This window comes from Halolactibacillus alkaliphilus (assembly GCF_900115465.1).
Taxonomy (GTDB): Bacteria; Bacillota; Bacilli; order Bacillales; family Amphibacillaceae; genus Halolactibacillus; species Halolactibacillus alkaliphilus.
In genome coordinates, this window is record NZ_FOWN01000014.1 from 22,651 (window position 1) to 41,246 (window position 18,596).

Consider the following 18,596-nt stretch of genomic DNA (forward strand, 5'->3'; position numbering starts at 1 on the left):
TTTTCGTCCTATCCGCTTCTTATCCCACTTAAAAGCAACGCTTTGTAAACTGCAGCAAGAAGGTATAGCTCAAAAGAAAACTGCGTCTAACTATACCTTCTCACTAGGTTCACGTTATTATTTATCTAAATTGTTGTACATGTTTCGTAAGATATCTGCTGAATTCTCAAGTTGTTTTTGCTCACGTTCTGGTAGGTTCAATCGTAAAATCTCCCTCACACCATTTGCATTAACAACAGCAGGAATCCCCATAAATACGCCATCAATATCGTACTCACCTTGGAAATATGTTGAAACGGTTAAAATAGAATTTTCATTGTAAAGCAATGCTTTAGTTAAGCGCGCAAGACCCATACCTATACCATAATAGGTCGCACCTTTTTTCTGGATAATTTGATAGGCTGCATCCCGAACATTTTCAAAGATAGCTTGCATATCGCGATCTTCATAGAAGTTATTTAGTTTACCGTACACATTTAGCGGTAAGCCACCAATCGTAACATGCGACCAAATAGGCAACTCAGAATCCCCATGTTCCCCGACGATATAAGCATGGACATTTCGTGAATCTACTTGGAAATAGTCACTGAGCAAATAACGGAATCGAGCGGTATCTAATATCGTTCCCGATCCAATTACATGTTCTTTTGGCAAACCTGACGCTTCATATGCAACGTGCGTCATGACGTCAACTGGATTTGATGCGACGACAAGGATGCCATCAAATCCAGAGGCCATGATTTCTTTTACGATGCCACGCATAATTTTAGCGTTTTTACTCGCTAAATCAAGTCTCGTTTCTCCTGGTTTTTGGTTTGCACCAGCAGTGATGACAACTAGATCCACATCATGACAATCCCCATAGTCACCCGCTTTAATTTTCATCGGCGAACCAAAAGGGACACCATGATTTAAATCTTGTGCCTCACCTTCTGCACGTTCTTTATTTAAGTCAATAAGAACCAGTTCGCTGACTGTTCCTTGATTTACTAATGAATAAGCATAACTAGAACCAACAAACCCTGTTCCAACAATAGCTACTTTTTTCGTTTTATTTGATTTCTGATGCATCTTACAACACTCCTTAAAACTTTATTTAAGAGGTTTCTGCCTCTTACTTTTTTACTATACCCGAATCACACAAACAATATGTTTGTTTATTAACAAATATGTATAAAAAAATACGTGCACATTAAAACCAAAAAAAACAAAACAATCCCATCCAACACTGACTACGCAAATGTTGGATGGGATTGTTAGTTATTTCTTATCCGACAAACAAAGACTAAGACACTCATGTAAGGCCTTAATCTTGCATCGTATTTTTGAAGATAATCATCAGCTGACGTTTGATCTGTTTTACATCGATGGCAACATCAAGTAAATAGAAAAAATAACTACTTGATAACAAAATCAAACTGTTTTGGGTGAACAACGAGTAGCCAAAAATCCCCCGCAACTCTACGATCTCCCAGATTAACAACAGCGTGACAAAGACCCATACTATTACTTTCATTTCACACCTCGTACTTTCATTAAAACGGCAACGATCACTACTATACACTTTGTTACTATCTATAGTTTTATTATATAGAAAAGACAGATGAGACCATCTGTCTAACAAAGCGCGCTCGGAGGGATTCGAACCCCCGACTCACGGTACCGGAAACCGATGCTCTATCCCCTGAGCTACGAGCGCATATTTTAATCGAACAAAAATCATTATAACCGAATCACTATAAAAATTCAATGCTTCTTTTTTTTGCTGCTTACAAATATCATGTTCCAGTTGTTTTGGTTGATTCACTACACACAAGATGAAAATCTCTGTTATAATATCCGAGTAGGTTTAAACAAAAGGTAAGTTGGGAAGAAAAAAGACAGCAGTGAGTGGTTTTTATTTGACCTTTTTTGACCTTTTAGCTATGATAATGTTACACACGTATTAAACTCAGTTAAGTCATTTTAAGGAGGAATATATATGAATTTAATCCCTACAGTTATTGAACAAACAAACCGCGGTGAACGTGCTTATGATATTTATTCACGTCTACTTAAAGACCGCATCATTATGTTAGGCAGTGCCATTGATGACAATGTGGCTAACTCGATTGTGGCTCAATTGCTTTTCTTAGAGGCAGAAGACCCAGACAAAGATATTTCGATTTACATTAACTCACCAGGCGGATCGATTACCGCAGGTATGGCCATCTACGATACAATGCAGTTCATCAAACCAGATGTATCAACCATCTGTGTCGGTATGGCAGCATCCATGGGCGCATTCTTACTTGCTGCAGGAAAAAAAGGGAAGCGTTATGCGTTACCAAACTCTGAAGTCATGATTCACCAACCATTAGGCGGAACGCAAGGTCAAGCGTCAGATATTCAAATTCATGCAAATCGCATCATTGAGATGCGTAATAAATTAAATGAAATTCTTTCTGAACGTACTGGACAACCTATCGAAGTCGTTGAACGAGACACTGATCGTGATAACTTTATGACCGCACAAAAAGCACTTGATTATGGTCTCATTGACAAAGTCATGGAGAAAAAATAAGCCTGAAATTTTTTAGGAAAAGCGAAGAGACACATTGTCCCTTCGCTTTTTTAAATGTATAAACAAAGTGCCTACCTCTTGTTATTGAGATAGACACCTAGGATTATTGTTGGTTATATAATTCTTCTAATGGTTTAGTAATTGTACGGCTAATAGAATTAATAAATTCGTTCACTTTTTGTTCTTCTTCCATTAGCTTAGAAATTGCTTCGTGTTGTTGAACTGTTTCAACAACTTTACGTGCTTTTTCTACTTCTTCTTCGGTAATTTCTAGACCTTGCATTTGTTTTTGTTGTAATTCAATTTGTGTGTTACGGAAATCATCGAACATTTTCTTAGCGATGTCATCATTCATAACAGCCTCATACGCTTCTTTAAGTGTTGAAAATTCCTCGCTTTGGCGAATCGCTTCTGCTAATTGTTCTGCTGATTGTTGTACGTTAGACATAAAATAAAATCCTCCTAGTTTTTACTGACCAAGTTGGTCTTCTTTTAACTTCCTGTTTAACTATAACAAACTTCTAAACGTAATCCAAACGATACCGGTTAAGTTTTTTTGTTTTTCTCTCGTTTTTTTATTTAGTTCTAAAGCTCCAGCAGCATAATTAACAACTAAAGGTTCCCTGATGTTTGCTATTTTTGTTATACTACTAGTAATATGGTAATCATAGCACCATGACTTTCTCGGTTCATACGTGCTTGCCAAATGATGATCAACTGAAGCATCACTAAGAGACACACGCAACGAAGGGATGACGAACCATGATTAAACGCTTAAAAGCGCTCTATCCAAGCTTAATCACTGATGAAGAACGCCAAGGAAAAGGACCTTACTATTGGTTTACAACATCAGACAATCAACTTATCGGTATACTAGAAAACGAAATTAAAGAAAAAGAGCACGAGTTACTCGATTTATTACTTACACCTTACCACGGTGCTTACCCACCAGTCACCGAACGTGAACAGGCATGGTATGATTGGATTTTTGAAGGCACAAACTTTATCTCAGCAGCACCTAAAGAGTACCGCTTCATTTATTTCTCACTATCTGACGCCTTAAGTGACCCTAACGATTTTAGAGAAGCTATTTATGGGATGTATTCTTATAAACCCGTGATTCTCTTCTCAAGTCAAAAGCACGGTGTCATTATAGAAGAAGAACGCCCAGACGAAGATGACACAATCACCTTCTTTGAAATGATTGAAGTTTTTACGAGTGACTTTTTTATCGATGTTCACTTCTTTATCGGACCATATTTACGCGACCTAAAAAGAGCGCATGATTATCACCACTGGATGGATGAACAATTTCACCATATTCAACATTTTAATACGAAACCCGTGATGACATACATCTCTTCTGTGCCTTATCTAATGTCCGTTATCAAAGATCAAACAGCTATTCAGTTCCTTATTGAGGCCGTATTAAAGTCAACGGTTAAAGACGAAGAATTACTCCGCACCATTCAAACGTTCTTAGAGGCAAATTCAAACGCCTCACTTGCCGCAAAAGAAATGTACATGCATCGAAATAGTTTACAATACCGGATTGATAAGTTTGTTGAAAAGACAGAAGTTGATGTCAAACAATTTGAGGGTGCTGTTGCTGTCTATTTAATCCTTCTATTAAAACGTCAAATTGATCTAGCTTAGGCACTTTGCCTGCTGCTAGATCTTTTTTTGTTCACTCTCACGAAACCACTGATATGACTGGGGAGAAAGCGTATTTTATTTCGTTACGACTAGAATTAACCCTTCATCATGTAAGCGTTGCACAATGTCGGATTTTTTTCTTTGTGCATCTTGTCCATTTACGCTCAGCCATTTTTTTTGTAGACTTAAGGCATCAAATAAAAACGCTTTCACACATTTTAAGGAGGAACTATTACTATGGCAGAATTAAGCTTGAGACATATTGATAAAATTTATGAAAAAGACGGAGTTAAGGCGGTAGACGATTTTAATCTTGAAATTAAAGATAAAGAATTTATCGTTTTCGTTGGTCCATCTGGTTGTGGTAAATCAACAACACTTCGTATGATCGCTGGTTTAGAAGAAATCTCAGCTGGTGAATTCTATATTGATGATAAATTAATGAATGACGTTGCACCTAAAGACCGCGACATCGCAATGGTATTCCAGAACTACGCATTATACCCACACATGAATGTCTATGACAACATGGCTTTTGGTCTTAAATTGCGTAAGTTCAAAAAAGACGAAATTGATCGCCGCGTTAAAAATGCTGCACAAATTCTAGGTCTAGAACCATACTTAGATCGTAAACCAAAAGCACTTTCAGGTGGTCAACGTCAGCGTGTAGCTCTAGGTCGTGCCATCGTTCGTGATGCGAAAGTATTCTTAATGGATGAGCCGTTATCAAACCTTGATGCGAAACTACGTGTACAAATGCGTGCAGAAATTCAAAAACTACACCAACGCTTACAAACAACAACAATTTATGTAACACACGATCAAACGGAAGCGATGACAATGGCCACACGCCTTGTTGTACTTAAAGATGGTTTAATCCAACAAGTGGGTGCACCTAAAGAAGTATACGACAAACCAAACAACGTCTTCGTTGGTGGATTTATCGGATCACCTGCGATGAACTTCTTCCATGGTACATTAGAAGAAAATGGTTTCCGTGTGTCACCTAAAACATTGATTGAAGTACCAGAAGGAAAAATGAAAGTTCTTCGCGAACAAAACTACATTGGTAAAGAAACTATTTTAGGTGTGCGTCCAGAAGACATTCATGATGAACCAGTATTTGTAGATGCTAACCCAGGTTCTACATTAACAGCTCAAATCGAAGTAGCTGAATTAATGGGTTCTGAGTCTTACTTATACTCTAAATTAGATGAGCAAGATTTCGTTGCACGTGTTGATTCACGTACAGATATCCACGGTGGAGAATCACTTAAGTTAGCATTTGACATGCACAAGTGCCACTTCTTTGATAAAGATACTGAAGAACGTATTAAATAGTGTATACCCCCTTATATACATGAAGAGGCGACTCCTTAGGAGTCGCCTTCTTTCAATTTTATTGCCGTTTTTTTTAATAGTCCTCTTTTATGCACCTCTATTTTGCATACTTCCAACGACTAAATCATTTTTGTCGGGTCTACCCATTGATCAAATGCCTCTTCTGTCACATAACCAAGTGCTAAAGCCGCTGTCTTCAAATCTGTCTGCTTTAGATGGGCGTATTTCGCAATCTCACTTGCTTTATCATAGCCAATGTGTGGATTCAGAGCCGTCACAAGCATTAACGATTGTGCTACGGATGCTTTCACTACTTCTTCATTAATCGTTAAACCTGAAAGGCAGCGTAAATTAAAACTATCCATCGCATCACTTAATAGCTCAATCGACTGAAGGACGTTATAAATAATTACTGGTTTAAAGACGTTTAACTGAAATTGCCCTTGGCTTGCCGCAAAACTAATCGTCGTATCATTCCCTAAGACTTGACTACAGACCATTGTCATAGCTTCAATTTGGGTTGGATTTACTTTCCCTGGCATAATAGAACTTCCTGGTTCATTTGCTGGCAATGTATATTCCCCGTAGCCGGCACGCGGACCGCTAGACAGGTAGCGTAAATCGTTGCCGATTTTAAACAAATCCATCGCAAGTGCTTTAACTGTCCCGTGCAAATGTACTAATTGACTATGACTTGTTAATCCATGATAGTGGTTGTCTGTTTTTCGAAACGGTAAACCCGTATAGCGCGAAAGCGCATGTGCCACTTCGTCTCCAAAATCCACCGGGGCGTTTAATCCCGTTCCTACCGCCGTGCCACCAATCGCTAATTCAAAACAACCATCCATATCTTGAATCAGCATATGTTCTATCTTTTCCAACATGGCTAAGTAACCACTAAATTCTTGTCCTACTGTAAGAGGTGTCGCATCTTGTAAATGCGTACGACCTATTTTAACAACATCAGCAAATTGGTGTTGTTTAGCTTTCACTGTTTGAATCAGCCTCTCCAAAGCAGGAAATAATCGATCAGTTAGTGCTAATACAGTTGCGACATGCATTGCTGTTGGAAACGTATCGTTTGAACTTTGAGATTTATTCACATCATCATTTGGGTGGAGGGTGACCTTGTTGTCTGATGCTAAAAAGCTTAAGACTTCATTCACATTCATGTTTGTTTGTGTCCCAGATCCAGTCTGCCAAACAACTAAAGGAAAATGTTGATAGTCTGGTTGATGAAGCCATTGATCACAGGCGTCTACAATACGCGTACTTTTCTCAAGTGACAGTGTCCCTAAGCGATGATTGGCTTTTGCGGCCGCTCGCTTTAACATTACAAAGGCTTCTATTAACTGTTTCGGCATTTTCTCTGTACCAATAGGAAAGTTATCTAAACTTCTTTTTGTTTGTGCACCGTAGAAAACAGCTTCACTCACTTCCATTTCCCCAAACGCATCACGTACTTTTCTAACCATCATGTCCATCCCCTTTACCTCATGATTAACTGAATGTTTCGGCATTTTCTTTACATTTATTATAACACAAAAAAACCAGACAATGTCTTAGCGCTCATTGCCTGGGTAATCAAAACCAAAATATTCTTCTAACGTCAGTTCACGTTCATACAGTTCCGTTGCGACTTCTTGTCCAACATAACGCAGGTGCCAAGGTTCATAATTATACCCAGTAATTTCTTCTTTTCCTTCTGGGTAGCGAATAATGTATCCGAACCGGTGTGCATGAGTTGCGACAAACATCCCTGCTTCTGTCTCACCAAACCGTTGGCTTAACAAAACCTCATCGTTTCCTTCTACCGAGACGTCCATAGCCAATCCCGTTTGGTGCTCACTCGTACCCGGCTTTGCAGAAAACTGATCCGCATGCGTTTGACCTTTACTTGCGACATTACTCGCATAAATGGCAGCTTGCCTTTCATGTGAACGATAGCCTGAAACGGCTACTAACCTTATCCCTTCTTCACTTGCCGCTTCAAACAACAGCTCCAGTGCCTCTGATGCTTCTTTTCTTAATAAGCGCCGATTATCCCCTTCAGGCGAATAATGCCAGACATTAGGTTCAGTCAAGTCCTCAGGTTCATAACCGTCTGGTAATTGTCTATATTTATTCACATAGACGAGTATGTCGTTTTCATTGCTAACAATATAAAGGCCCGTTTCCGGGTCTTTTCCTTGTGTAAAATAATCGGGTTCCACACGCTTTATTTCTAACGGTTTTTTTTCTAAAAAAACCAAACCTAACTTTCCTTGCGCCCCCCGGGCACTCAACACCTCTTGGCTAATACAGCCTACCAAGACAGTGACTAACAGCAGAAACAACACGGTTTTTTTCATCATATCACACCTCACAGTCGTCGACCTAGTTTAACATATAGAGAGGATGTTTGTCTCTAGTGAAAAACTCATACAAAAAGGCCGTCGATTGAATACGGCCTTTGGGTTAATTATCTTCATTATACATATTTTTTAAGTCAATCAAGGAAATAATGCCGATATTTGGCAGACAGTTGTTGAAAAGCGTGTTCATCACCACTAGTAATGGCTTGATCTATCGCCTGATCAATCGTTTGTTTATTATGATGAAAAATTAAATCATCTAATAATAACGTCGCCATTAACCCATCTTCAAATGAGTAATCACGCTTTGCGATAATGTATTTTGCATACCCCTGATTGTAACGACGTAACGTAAAACAGACTTTTTGCTTTTTCATCAATGTCAACTCCTTTATGCCCTTGATCAGACAGTTATATTTTAATTATATATACCCCTTCTAACTAACTTTAAACACAAACGTTTGAACTAGCTAACAGCCAAGCTTTTGTTTTATATTTTCATCTTATGCAACAAGCATTAAATTGTTGCCTCAGTCAACTTTTTAAGCCACGCTAAATGAAGTGGCGATCAGCCCCAACTGTTTGTCTAGACCCACATAGGTTGGGCATGCTATTGTAAATAGACATGCGTTAGCTAAAAAAAAACGCTAAAAATACAGAAGGCGCTATAACGGCTTCACAGAACGAAAGTAGGTAAAACATGGATGCATTTAAAAAAGGGAGCCGAGGTGCCCTCGTCTCCATCATTGTCTATTTTATTATTAGTATAACAAAACTCGTCGTGAGCTATGTCGCTGACTCTCAAGCACTTCGTGCCGATGGGTTAAATAACGCGACAGATGTCATCAGCTCAGTCATTATCTTTATTGGCTTACGTATTGCGGTGAAACCGGCTGATCATAATCATCGCTATGGACATGCGCGGGCAGAGATGATTGCCAGCCTTGTCGCATCCTTTATCATGCTAACGGTTAGTATTCAAGTATTAACCCAATCAATTACAAATCTTATCAATCGCAATTACCCAGAACCGGGTTGGTTGGCTTTTTGGGTAGCTTCAATAAGTGGTTTTATTTTATTTATTGTCTACCGTTATAACTATAATCTTAGCCAATCTGTTAAAAGTCACGCATTAAAAGCGGCCAGCCTTGACAACCGAGCCGATAGTTTGATCAGTTTTGCAGCTGCGATTGGTATTATCGGTACGCGCTTTGGATTGTTTTGGCTTGATCCTGTCCTCAGTCTTTTTGTTGGTCTTCTTATTGCTAAAACAGCTTATGACACATTTATTCAAGCAAGTCACACGTTATCAGATGGCTTTGACCCTGAGATGATTAAAAAAATTAAGCTCCTTGTCTTATTAGACCCTGACGTTTTACACGTCTCTGATATTCGCGGGCGTACTGTTGGAAGTCATATTATGATTGATATGATTATTTATGTAGACCCTGACCTAACGATTAAATCAGGTCACGATATAACCGATCGGATTGAAGCACAACTTACCGATCAATTAGCCATAGAGTATACAACCATTCACGTTGAACCTTACAGCAACAAATAAACAACAGTAATACTAATGAGAACGACAAAGACGAGTGGCACACGAAACAAGGTCAGGATAAAAGCGGTCCCACCACCTATGATACTGACAACAGGTTGATCAGGGATAGCCTGAATAATTCCCGGAAAGATTAATGCTCCTAAGGTCGCATAAGGAATGAGATTTAAAAACTCACCGACAAGTGGCGGGACATAAAGTTTATCAACAATGACAGGCGGAAGAATACGCGGCACGATCGTCACAAACCATAAAGAAATGAGTAATAATACTGGCACCTAGAGCACCTCCTTCTTTCGAATAATAACACCTACACCGCTAGCAAGAAGTGTAGCTAAGACAATCCGCATGCCTTCAGATAACAAAGGAACAAATAGATAATTAAGGAGCATCGCCAGTATCGCAACGACGCCGTAACGCCACTCCTTCTTTACCGGCGGCACTAAAAGTGCAATAAACATGGCATATAAACTGATGCCAAAACTTTGACCAAGCGCCTCCGGTATAAATGACCCAATCACTCCACCTAAAAATGAGCCGATGACCCAGGCAAAATAGCCGGCGAGATGGAGCGTCACATAAAAACTTGCAGGGGTATGCTTGGCTTTATTTAAAGTACTTAAAATCGCAAAGGATTCGTCGGTAGTAAACGCACCAAAGCTCATCTTTTCTAATAACGTATAGTGACGCATCCGATGACTCATCGATAATGACATAACGAAATGACGAAAATTAAGCACAAACGTCGCTAATACAAGCTCAATAAAAACAGCTTGCACAAGTAGCATGTTTAAAATCATAAATTGACTCGCTCCACCAAAGACAAGCGCACTCATCGCTGTTAATTCCACTAGGCTGAGGCCTGCTTGGTTAGCGAGTACCCCGTAAGCGAGCGCAATCGGTAAATAGCCAATCATAATGGGTGTGGCGGTAATTAAAGCTTCTTTCACTGGGTGTGTCTTCATATTTTCCCCCTTTAGAATAGGCTATGTATTGTTTTTCACCTATCTCTTTTATCTATTTTCTCTTCTTCATCCTATAAAAAAACAGCTAGCCATATTGGCTAGCCTTTTTCTTTCATAACATCCATTACTCGACATCGTCTTGTTCTGTTAAAATTAACGGGCCGTCTTTTGTGATAATAATGGTATGTTCATATTGTGCTGAACGCGAACCATCAATTGTACGTGCCGTCCAACCGTTATCGTCCATTTGACTCTGCCATTTGCCTTCATTTAACATCGGTTCAATCGTGATTGCCATACCATCTTTTAAACGCGCACCCTTATTTGGCAGACCGTAGTGCGGAATGTGTGGCTGTTCATGAATCGTCGGACCAATGCCGTGTCCGGTAAAATCACGTACAACACTGTAGCCTTCTTTTTCGGCATACGTTTGAATGGCATGACCAATGTCACCAACACGGTTACCTACTTGCGCTTGTTCAATACCTAGGTAGAGTGATTTTTTTGTTACATCAAGTAATTTCTGCGTTTTTTCGTCCGCTTCACCAATGACATAAGTCCATGCCGAATCGGCTAAACCACCTTTATATTTAACGACCATATCAATTGTCACGATATCACCTTGTTTTAATGCCTCATCTCGAGGAAAGCCATGACAAATTTCATCGTTAATCGATGCACACGTCGCATACTCATAACCTTGATATCCTTTTTGCTCGGCAGTCGCCCCGTGTTCAGCTAAGTACTTTTCAACAAAGCGATCGACTTCTATAGTTGTGATACCTGGTTTCATCATTTTGGCAATTTCTTTATGCAACTTAGCAAGTAATCTCCCTGCTTCAGCCATCATTTCTATTTCTCGTTTACTTTTTCGTTCAATCATTTGCTTCTTCCCCTTTCTTCCTCTCATACTATAACATATTTCGTTTATAAATGGGGAGCGAAAAAGGTGGAACACCTAAAAAGAAGGACCCACGCAGCTAAACGTAGGCCTTATAGGTATGAACACATGAATAACAAGCGTTTACTCTGCTTCCCTTTTTAATAGACGCACACCATAAATCCCACCAGCGACCGTCTGCTTACGTGATTGGAATGTCACTTCTAGATGCTGTTTTCCTTTCGTTAACTGCTCAGGCAGAACATAATCACGCTCAACTAACTCACCTGGTGCTTCTGACTGTAAATGAACGGTTTGTATCGAGATACCATCAACTAAAATATCAAATAATCGCGGATACATGACGTCATTGATATAGACATTATCATCCCCACCAAAATACGTGACCCGAAGCAATAGTGGGGTTGCTGCTGTTTTTAATCGATAACTAAAATACCCATGGTCATAAGCATCTCGCCAGTGTCGGTCGACACTGGGCACGTAACCCATGCGTGAATGAACTTCCACCAAATGATGATCTGTTTCGGGTTGTTGCTCACCTGGTGTGACATAATCAACAGTCTTTAAAAGCAATAACTGCTTTAATTCTTCAGCTTCTCTAGTGTATGTGCGCGCCGCTTCTTCTGAAAGGACGTCAACATAAAGGGCGTAACGTTCATGATGAATCATAAAGAACGGTTTAAATGTATAACACTCACCCGTCTCACCAACAACAGGTAACGAACGAAAGGTCAGCGTCTCCTCATCCATGCACGTCAAGATGTCTATTAATGGTTCATCTGTAATTAATGGCGGGACATGAATAAGCGGGTGATGATTGTAAATCTGATGATCTCCCACGATATCTGTCTCGGGATACTGCTCTTTACCTAAAGCTGCGGCCAATACGAGCGGCCCATACATGAACGCCACTTTTTCTTTGGCATCTTTATTATGATAAATATGCAAAGATTGTGGCAAACGCCACGTTAACTCATCACCTTCATACCAAGTGCGTTTGATTGTTATATAGCCCGCTTCAATCGACGATGAAACGACTTGATTATTTACAGCCACAGTCATCGGTTCACTAATCCACGCGGGCTGTCTTACTTTAACAGTTAACTTGATACCATTGCCACTTGAGACAGAGAGTCGCACTGTCTCATCAAAGGGAAAGGCCGTCGTTTGTTGAAATTGAATGGCCGCTTCTTCTAGCGTCACGCGGGCACTAATAAATAAGTTCACGTATAACGTATCATCAATCTGTTTAAAAATATCTGTCCAATATCTCGCTGGATTTTCCATACCAGTGCCGGTACAACACCAAAAACTATCTTCTTTATCACAATAGACTTTAAAGTGTCCCGGTTCTGTCGCCACAAAATATGTTTTCCCTCCTGAAATAGGATCTTGCGAAGCTAAAATATGATTATAAAGGGCCCGCTCATAATCGTCATAATATTGTGACTGCTGGTCCCATTCAAATATCATCGCACTCAACTTCATCATATTATACGTATTACACGTTTCTGTTGTGAGAATCCCTAAAGGCTCTGTACCTGAAGGGCCAAAGTGTTCACCGATACTGTTTCCACCAATAACATAACTTCGATGATCCATCACCTCCCGGTAAAAAAACATCACACTTTTTTTATAGCGCTCTTTCTTTGTTATTTGATACAATTTTGCCGTACCGATCAGTTTCGGTATTTGTGTATTCGCATGCTTCCCAGCTAAATCATCGATGCCTTTACTTAGCGGTTCTAGAATAATTTGATGTTGAAACCGTTCGGCGAGTTCAAGAAAACGGACTTCGTTTGTTAGTAAATACATATCCGCAAAAACCTCATTCATACCCCCAAATTCACATATTAACATACGCTGAAAAGAGGCATCTGATAATTTTTTCAACCCACGCTCAGCCCAATTAGCTAAACGGTAGACCACTTTTTTCGCAAGCATTAAACCAGTAAAATGATAGACATCAATTAAGCCTTGATAGATTTTATGTATGCTGTACCAAGGCACCCACGACCCACCTAGTGAAAAAGGCGCCACCCTAAACTCGCCTGTAAACACCTCATCAAAACAGTCCCGTTTAAAGCCACTCACATAACCATCTTCTGACTGTGCCTGTAAGTCACTAAGTTCCATGATGGCGTAATCAATGCGCTCTTTTAACACAGGATGTTTTGTCGTTTTATACATAATACTTGCCGCGGATAAATAATGACCAAGTGAATGACCAGCAATCTCCATCGACTCCCATCCACCGTAACGTGGCTTTTTCGGTTTAAGTCCCGCCGCTATATAACATGGTGCGATTAATCGATCAATATCTAAATCAAGTAAAAATGTTAAGCCAGTGGCTTCCGACTTTTTAAATATCCCCTCAGTTAATGTTACGTCTAACATCTCCGTCATCCTCTCTAGCTACATGATTTACGTGGCTTTTTTTAAAGCCCACGCGTTCATTATCGCTATCTTTTAGCCGTGTTTCCATGCCCTTCGTTTAGATAAACCTATCTTTTTTTCAGTTAGTTTTGTTATACTATTAAGCGAAAGGGTGATCCGAATGACAGAAGTAATATTGAACGTCGATCAACTACCACTTATTAATGAAGCAGGATATTTAACGATTGAAGACGATCACTTTACCCATCTATCACGTATTCTACAAGATATACATGTCTTTATTTTCGTTGAATCTGGGAGCATCCAGGTGACAGAAGCTGACATAGATTATTATTTAACAGCGGGTGATTATCTGTTTTTACATGCGGGTGTCCACCATTACGGCAAAGTGCCTTTTTCTTCTGGGACAAGATGGTACTACGTACACTTTTTCCAGCACGACACGTTACATCACGACACCTTTAGACCAGAACGGGCCGCATTTATGACACCAAAGACGTATTACCATAAACAACTGCGTTTAAATAAACAGGGGCATATTCACCAGCAAGGGCCATTCATTGATCGATTCAAACAGTTGCTTTACGCCAAGCGTGAAGGGAGTGTACGACAATCGATCGAAGCGTATCACTTGTTTTTTGACTTAGTGAGAATGAATCAACACGTAAATGCTCCCCACCAAACGATTGCTGAGGCGGTCTTTGATCTAATCGAACTTCACAAAGGTCATGTGACAAGTAAAGACATTGCTTCTAGTCTTCATTTAAACTATAGTTACATCTCGACCGTCTTTAAACAAACAACCGGTCAGACGATTCAACAAGCCAAAAATACTTATCGCATCGAACAAGCGATTAAATTATTTCAATACGAACAACTTAATGTCACAGAAGTAAGTGAACGCCTCGGCTTTCCTAACCCGTACTACTTTAGTCGTGTATTTAAACAATACACCGGTTACGCACCTAAGCACTACTTAAAACAACTGTAACGCCGCTAGGTAGCCATTCACAAGACACTTTAAAGAAGCTGCCACTCTCTATATTAAATCACGGAACAACACGCGCCTTCACTATAAAAATAAAAAGGTAAACGACGAAAAAAACGTCCTTTACCTTTTTAGCTACGCATACGTTGATTGATTTCTTGACTACGTTAAGTCAATTTCATTAATCTTCTTTTCTCTTCACGTGACAAATGTTCAGTAAACCGACTAATCTCACGATCAAAAACGTCTTTATACGCACGATATAAGCGCGGATAGCTTTTTTTAATTCGCATCAAACCAGCGGCGTGAAGGTCTGCTTCTGCTTCTATTGCCAACTCATAAATATACCCTTGTTCAAATAACTCATCTTCCAACATTTTTTTCCGTTCATGTCCTTTAAAAAGTAGCCGGGTGAGATCCAGGACAACGCTCATGTTGATTTTTGAATCTATCATCGCCCGTTCGTAATCTTTTTCTAATTGGGCTAAGGCTTTCATATCCTTTAAACCGTCTCTAAGAGCGGGTTTGTCAGGAATCATCGCCAATTGTAGTTCTTGTACATAACAGCCATACGTAAACAAACCTAACTGATAATACGTGGTAAACATTTCCGTTAGCTGATCATAAAGATGATCAGTAAATTCATCATCAGGTAAAGTAGGCAAAAGTTCTTTTAGTAGCTTGTGTACTTTAAGAATATCCTTTGTTTGATTACGTTGCAAAAGTAAATCAAAATACCATAACAATACCGGAGCATCATCAGCGGTTGGTGACTTTAGGTGTTTAACATACTCACTTGATATGTCAAACCCACGGTCTTCATCGTCACTAAAACTATAAACGGCGCTTAAATATTTAAGCAGCTGATGTTTTAAGTGGCGGTCTTGATTTAAAATCAATGTTTCATACCGCTCTATGAAATCAGTTATCCTTTCTTGTTCAATCGCAAACTTTGACAAATGACTCACACCAAACAACACAGTACTATGATCGATTGGTTCTAACATTAAAGCGGCAGTCATATGTGTTTTGCTTGTTACATCATCCTCCCCGAGAAAGCGAAGTCCGTGAAGCATTAAATCTTTCACATTATACTTATATTTTCTGATGCGATCATAAGCCATCCGTTTTTCAGCACTGCCTAACACTTGAAAAGCTTCTTCTATTCGCCGATTAGTTTCTAGATCAACTTCTTTTGGGAATTTTTTTACCTGTTCATAATACCTATAAATGATTCTTGCTTGAGACGCTTTAGCTGTGGTACCTAGCCTTTTATAATAACTATCTCTTTCCATTTATTCGATTTCCTCCCTCATACTATTTTCTTTTGCCTATGTAACGATACAAACACCTTATAATGACGAGAAGAATCCATTACGTTTTCTAACCGATTCTTCTCGTCTATCATGCTCCTCTTTCTTTTAACAATACGGTTTTGCCATGGATGCACCAATAATAATGAGTAAAATAAACAAGACAACAAGCAAACTAAATTGTGAAGATTGACATTTTGGCGGATAACACTTTGGTGGTTGGCATTTATCGCATCCTTTATCATAACATTTTTCATGACAGCCCACTTTCCTCACCTCCTACTTACACTGATAGTGTATGTACTAGAAAGAAAATGGACTGGGTTATTGTTACTTAGACATAATCATGGATTCGGTAATACTGACCATTCACTAATCGATCATCAGCTAACAACAGGTCAACAAGGACACGGCCAACCAAGGCCGGATGTCTAAGTGCGTCCTTATCTTTAAAGCCAATGAATGTATCCACTTCTTTGAACTGATCTTCTGATGCTTGACGAATCGTTTGTTGCATCGCAGTATCCATAATGCTCGGATCAAAAATAATCACTTTATGTGGCTCTTTTAGCTCATCTACTTCCAAAGCCACCGTCTTCGTGTAACGATTGATTGCCGCTTTTGAAGCACCATATAAACTCCAGCCATATGTTGAACGATCTGCTGCTCCAGATGAAATATTGGCGACAACGACAGGTGTGCTGAATTTCTCAGCATCATGCAACAGGCGAGAGGTTGTAAACATGGGCGCGGTGATATTTAAGCTGACATGCCTTTCAATAGCCTCACGGCTATGGCGCTTACTTACATCGATTGGATTGACCGTGGCCGCATTATTGATCAAGTAAACCTTCTCTGTATTCTTATTAAAAACGTGTGTCTTGATTTTATCACATGTATCTTCTAACGCCTCTAATGAGGCAAGGTCACATGGATAGTGTGTATATTCTACACCTAAAGCTTGGCTAATGTTTTCCAAGTCCACATTTTTTGTTCGACTTATACCGATCACGCGAACTTTTTCTTGTAAGAATAATCGTGCAACACTTTCTCCAAGACCTTTTGATGCTCCAGTGATAATCACATACTTCATAGGAAGCCCTCCTTTTCACCCATGGTGTCTAGGGTTACCCTTATTATAGCGCAATTTACATGCTTGATAAACGGTGACCTCCATACATTTAACTGATCTATTCTCGGTCATCCCTGTTTCCTTTGTTATTTCTTACAGAAATCCATCGAAGAAAACACACTGCTTTAGCTGTTGGGCAGTCAGAGATAGTGCTCATCAAACGCTTTTTTTACAGAATTATCACACTTTTCATACAAAACACTTGATAAAGAGAGGCTATTTAACGTAAAGTAGAGCATATATATAAAAGGGGGAACCATCATTGTCTCAATCATTTGAAACTAAAACCGTTCATTTTAAACAAGATAAACATCGTCCGCACAACAGTAAAGTCACACCTATTTATCAAACAAGTGCCTTTTCATTTAAAGACTTAGATGATGTTGAAGCTTTTTATAACGGGGATACGGATTATTTATATTCACGCGTAGGTAATCCGAATCCTGATGAACTTGCCTACCTTGTTAGCCAATTAGAAAATGCCCCGAGCGGGGTATCAACAGCTTCAGGTCTTTCAGCTATCTTAATAGGTGTCTTATCTGTTTGTCAGGCAGGTGACCATATTTTAGCCTCTACTGATATTTATGGTGGAACATATGAATTATTTGAAACCGAGCTGACGAGCCTTGGAATCGACGTCTCTTTTGTTGATTTTAAAGACTTAGAGGCAGTAGAAAAAGTCGTTAAATCTACCACAAAATTAGTGTATACGGAATCGATTACGAACCCCTTGCTTTATGTTGAGGACTTAGCAGCCATTGTGAGCTTCAGTAAGGCACATCAGTTAAAAACGATGGTGGATAATACGTTTGCGACACCTTACCTTATGACACCTTACGATTTAGGGGTTAATTTAGTTGTACATAGTGCCACGAAATACTTAGGTGGCCATAGTGATATCACCGCAGGTGTCGTCGTGGGTGATACGGATTTAATTAAAAAAGCACGTACTAAAGCGATCCACTTAGGACCTACACTAGCGCCTATGGAAGCGTGGCTCACAGTCAGAGGCATTAAAACACTAGCTTTAAGAATGGAAAGACAAGTGAGTAATGCGCAAAGATTAGCTGACGCATTAATAAAGCACAAGGATGTTAAAACAGTCTACTACCCTAAAAATGCAAGCCCTCGAGGAAACGGCGCCATCGTGTCAATTGACTTGGCTGAAACCATCAATGTTTCAACATTTTTCAAATCGTTAGGCTTTGTAAAAATCATTCCGACTTTAGCTGGTGTAGAAACAACCGTGTCATACCCAAAAACAACCTCTCACCGGGCACTATCTGAGGATGTACAAAAATCACTTGGTATTACTGAGGGCTTAGTTAGGATCTCTGTTGGAATCGAAGCGAGTGAAGACATTATTCAAGCATTTACCCATGCCTTATCTGTTAGCGTAGGGCCTGTTTCTAATTAAAGAACCCC

19 protein-coding genes and 1 tRNA gene are annotated in these 18,596 nt (G+C 39.5%); 6 read left to right on the forward strand and 14 right to left on the reverse strand.

Translation table 11 applies throughout. From position 1 onward, the window contains the following. Positions 1-117: 117 nt before the first annotated feature. The 3 genes from BM163_RS07225 to BM163_RS07235 form a co-directional block, all read right to left on the reverse strand. Positions 118-1,071 carry an L-lactate dehydrogenase gene (locus BM163_RS07225; RefSeq protein ID WP_089801684.1) on the reverse strand — a complete coding sequence of 318 codons (954 nt, stop codon included), beginning with the start codon at positions 1,069-1,071 and terminating at the stop codon, positions 118-120. A 235-nt stretch (positions 1,072-1,306) separates the two neighbouring features. Then, entirely contained in the window at positions 1,307-1,516 is a 210-nt protein-coding gene (locus BM163_RS07230) for a hypothetical protein (RefSeq protein ID WP_089801685.1), read from the reverse strand. A 110-nt stretch (positions 1,517-1,626) separates the two neighbouring features. Beyond that, a tRNA-Arg gene (locus tag BM163_RS07235) sits at positions 1,627-1,699 on the reverse strand. Between the two features lie 282 nt (positions 1,700-1,981). Between BM163_RS07235 and clpP the strand changes: the two genes are divergently transcribed. Further along, the gene (gene clpP / locus BM163_RS07240; protein ID WP_089801687.1) at positions 1,982-2,563 is read left to right on the forward strand and encodes an ATP-dependent Clp endopeptidase proteolytic subunit ClpP; all 582 of its coding nucleotides are present in this window, start codon (positions 1,982-1,984) and stop codon (positions 2,561-2,563) included. Between the two features lie 103 nt (positions 2,564-2,666). Here clpP and BM163_RS07245 read toward each other — a convergent pair whose 3' ends face one another. Then, positions 2,667-3,011 (reverse strand): YlbF/YmcA family competence regulator, encoded by a 345-nt coding sequence (locus BM163_RS07245; protein WP_089801689.1) that lies wholly within the window; start codon positions 3,009-3,011, stop codon positions 2,667-2,669. A 314-nt stretch (positions 3,012-3,325) separates the two neighbouring features. Here BM163_RS07245 and BM163_RS07250 point away from each other — a divergent pair, with 314 nt between their 5' ends. Next, a complete protein-coding gene (locus tag BM163_RS07250; RefSeq protein WP_089801691.1) occupies positions 3,326-4,219 on the forward strand; it encodes a PucR family transcriptional regulator in 894 nt (297 codons plus the stop codon). A gap of 237 nt (positions 4,220-4,456) precedes the next feature. Next, entirely contained in the window at positions 4,457-5,560 is a 1,104-nt protein-coding gene (gene msmX / locus BM163_RS07255) for an ABC transporter ATP-binding protein (RefSeq protein WP_089801693.1), read from the forward strand. Between the two features lie 119 nt (positions 5,561-5,679). Here the strand turns inward: msmX and fumC are convergent, their stop codons facing one another. The 3 genes from fumC to BM163_RS07270 form a co-directional block, all read right to left on the reverse strand. Beyond that, positions 5,680-7,038 carry a class II fumarate hydratase gene (fumC, locus tag BM163_RS07260; protein WP_089801761.1) on the reverse strand — a complete coding sequence of 453 codons (1,359 nt, stop codon included), beginning with the start codon at positions 7,036-7,038 and terminating at the stop codon, positions 5,680-5,682. An 84-nt stretch (positions 7,039-7,122) separates the two neighbouring features. Further along, positions 7,123-7,911 carry a M15 family metallopeptidase gene (locus BM163_RS07265; RefSeq protein ID WP_089801695.1) on the reverse strand — a complete coding sequence of 263 codons (789 nt, stop codon included), beginning with the start codon at positions 7,909-7,911 and terminating at the stop codon, positions 7,123-7,125. Positions 7,912-8,048: 137 nt separating this feature from the next. Further along, complete coding sequence (locus BM163_RS07270) at positions 8,049-8,291, reverse strand: IDEAL domain-containing protein (RefSeq protein WP_089801697.1); 243 nt, start codon at positions 8,289-8,291, stop codon at positions 8,049-8,051. A 323-nt stretch (positions 8,292-8,614) separates the two neighbouring features. On the opposite strand from BM163_RS07270, the gene BM163_RS07275 reads away from it, so the two are divergent. Continuing rightward, positions 8,615-9,478 (forward strand): cation diffusion facilitator family transporter, encoded by an 864-nt coding sequence (locus BM163_RS07275; RefSeq protein ID WP_089801699.1) that lies wholly within the window; start codon positions 8,615-8,617, stop codon positions 9,476-9,478. Here BM163_RS07275 and BM163_RS07280 read toward each other — a convergent pair. The 4 genes from BM163_RS07280 to BM163_RS07295 all read right to left on the reverse strand — a co-directional run bounded on the left by BM163_RS07280 (position 9,463) and on the right by BM163_RS07295 (position 13,738). Further along, positions 9,463-9,753, reverse strand: a complete 291-nt coding sequence (locus tag BM163_RS07280; RefSeq protein WP_089801701.1) for an AzlD domain-containing protein — start codon at positions 9,751-9,753, stop codon at positions 9,463-9,465. The two genes, BM163_RS07275 and BM163_RS07280, sit on opposite strands and share 16 nt — an antisense overlap. Next, complete coding sequence (locus tag BM163_RS07285) at positions 9,754-10,440, reverse strand: AzlC family ABC transporter permease (RefSeq protein ID WP_089801703.1); 687 nt, start codon at positions 10,438-10,440, stop codon at positions 9,754-9,756. Positions 10,441-10,564: 124 nt separating this feature from the next. Next, positions 10,565-11,323, reverse strand: coding sequence for a type I methionyl aminopeptidase (gene map, locus BM163_RS07290; protein WP_089801705.1), 759 nt, complete (start codon positions 11,321-11,323; stop codon positions 10,565-10,567). Positions 11,324-11,464: 141 nt separating this feature from the next. Next, positions 11,465-13,738, reverse strand: a complete 2,274-nt coding sequence (locus BM163_RS07295) for a beta-L-arabinofuranosidase domain-containing protein (RefSeq protein ID WP_089801707.1) — start codon at positions 13,736-13,738, stop codon at positions 11,465-11,467. Positions 13,739-13,898: 160 nt separating this feature from the next. Between BM163_RS07295 and BM163_RS07300 the strand changes: the two genes are divergently transcribed. Further along, positions 13,899-14,729 (forward strand): helix-turn-helix transcriptional regulator, encoded by an 831-nt coding sequence (locus BM163_RS07300; protein WP_089801709.1) that lies wholly within the window; start codon positions 13,899-13,901, stop codon positions 14,727-14,729. A 164-nt stretch (positions 14,730-14,893) separates the two neighbouring features. On the opposite strand, the gene BM163_RS07305 is transcribed toward BM163_RS07300, so the two are convergent. The 3 genes from BM163_RS07305 to BM163_RS07315 all read right to left on the reverse strand — a co-directional run bounded on the left by BM163_RS07305 (position 14,894) and on the right by BM163_RS07315 (position 17,132). Further along, positions 14,894-16,021 (reverse strand): hypothetical protein, encoded by a 1,128-nt coding sequence (locus BM163_RS07305; protein ID WP_089801710.1) that lies wholly within the window; start codon positions 16,019-16,021, stop codon positions 14,894-14,896. A gap of 126 nt (positions 16,022-16,147) precedes the next feature. Further along, complete coding sequence (locus tag BM163_RS14010; protein WP_229675531.1) at positions 16,148-16,306, reverse strand: YjcZ family sporulation protein; 159 nt, start codon at positions 16,304-16,306, stop codon at positions 16,148-16,150. 67 nt (positions 16,307-16,373) lie between these two features. Next, on the reverse strand, positions 16,374-17,132 hold the full coding sequence (locus tag BM163_RS07315; RefSeq protein WP_089801714.1) for an SDR family NAD(P)-dependent oxidoreductase: 759 nt from the start codon (positions 17,130-17,132) through the stop codon (positions 16,374-16,376). Positions 17,133-17,433: 301 nt separating this feature from the next. Here BM163_RS07315 and BM163_RS07320 point away from each other — a divergent pair, with 301 nt between their 5' ends. Continuing rightward, positions 17,434-18,588, forward strand: a complete 1,155-nt coding sequence (locus BM163_RS07320) for a trans-sulfuration enzyme family protein (RefSeq protein ID WP_089801716.1) — start codon at positions 17,434-17,436, stop codon at positions 18,586-18,588. The last annotated feature ends 8 nt before the right edge of the window (positions 18,589-18,596 follow it).

Excerpts from the sequence above, each read along its gene's own strand:
- BM163_RS07225 (WP_089801684.1), bottom strand. The coding sequence starts at position 1,071 with ATGCATCAGAAATCAAATAAAACGAAAAAAGTAGCTATTGTTGGAACA.
- BM163_RS07230 (WP_089801685.1), bottom strand. The coding sequence starts at position 1,516 with ATGAAAGTAATAGTATGGGTCTTTGTCACGCTGTTGTTAATCTGGGAG.
- clpP (WP_089801687.1), top strand. The coding sequence starts at position 1,982 with ATGAATTTAATCCCTACAGTTATTGAACAAACAAACCGCGGTGAACGT.
- BM163_RS07245 (WP_089801689.1), bottom strand. The coding sequence starts at position 3,011 with ATGTCTAACGTACAACAATCAGCAGAACAATTAGCAGAAGCGATTCGC.
- BM163_RS07250 (WP_089801691.1), top strand. The coding sequence starts at position 3,326 with ATGATTAAACGCTTAAAAGCGCTCTATCCAAGCTTAATCACTGATGAA.
- msmX (WP_089801693.1), top strand. The coding sequence starts at position 4,457 with ATGGCAGAATTAAGCTTGAGACATATTGATAAAATTTATGAAAAAGAC.
- fumC (WP_089801761.1), bottom strand. The coding sequence starts at position 7,038 with ATGATGGTTAGAAAAGTACGTGATGCGTTTGGGGAAATGGAAGTGAGT.
- BM163_RS07265 (WP_089801695.1), bottom strand. The coding sequence starts at position 7,911 with ATGAAAAAAACCGTGTTGTTTCTGCTGTTAGTCACTGTCTTGGTAGGC.
- BM163_RS07270 (WP_089801697.1), bottom strand. The coding sequence starts at position 8,291 with ATGAAAAAGCAAAAAGTCTGTTTTACGTTACGTCGTTACAATCAGGGG.
- BM163_RS07275 (WP_089801699.1), top strand. The coding sequence starts at position 8,615 with ATGGATGCATTTAAAAAAGGGAGCCGAGGTGCCCTCGTCTCCATCATT.
- BM163_RS07285 (WP_089801703.1), bottom strand. The coding sequence starts at position 10,440 with ATGAAGACACACCCAGTGAAAGAAGCTTTAATTACCGCCACACCCATT.
- map (WP_089801705.1), bottom strand. The coding sequence starts at position 11,323 with ATGATTGAACGAAAAAGTAAACGAGAAATAGAAATGATGGCTGAAGCA.
- BM163_RS07295 (WP_089801707.1), bottom strand. The coding sequence starts at position 13,738 with ATGTTAGACGTAACATTAACTGAGGGGATATTTAAAAAGTCGGAAGCC.
- BM163_RS07300 (WP_089801709.1), top strand. The coding sequence starts at position 13,899 with ATGACAGAAGTAATATTGAACGTCGATCAACTACCACTTATTAATGAA.
- BM163_RS07305 (WP_089801710.1), bottom strand. The coding sequence starts at position 16,021 with ATGGAAAGAGATAGTTATTATAAAAGGCTAGGTACCACAGCTAAAGCG.
- BM163_RS07315 (WP_089801714.1), bottom strand. The coding sequence starts at position 17,132 with ATGAAGTATGTGATTATCACTGGAGCATCAAAAGGTCTTGGAGAAAGT.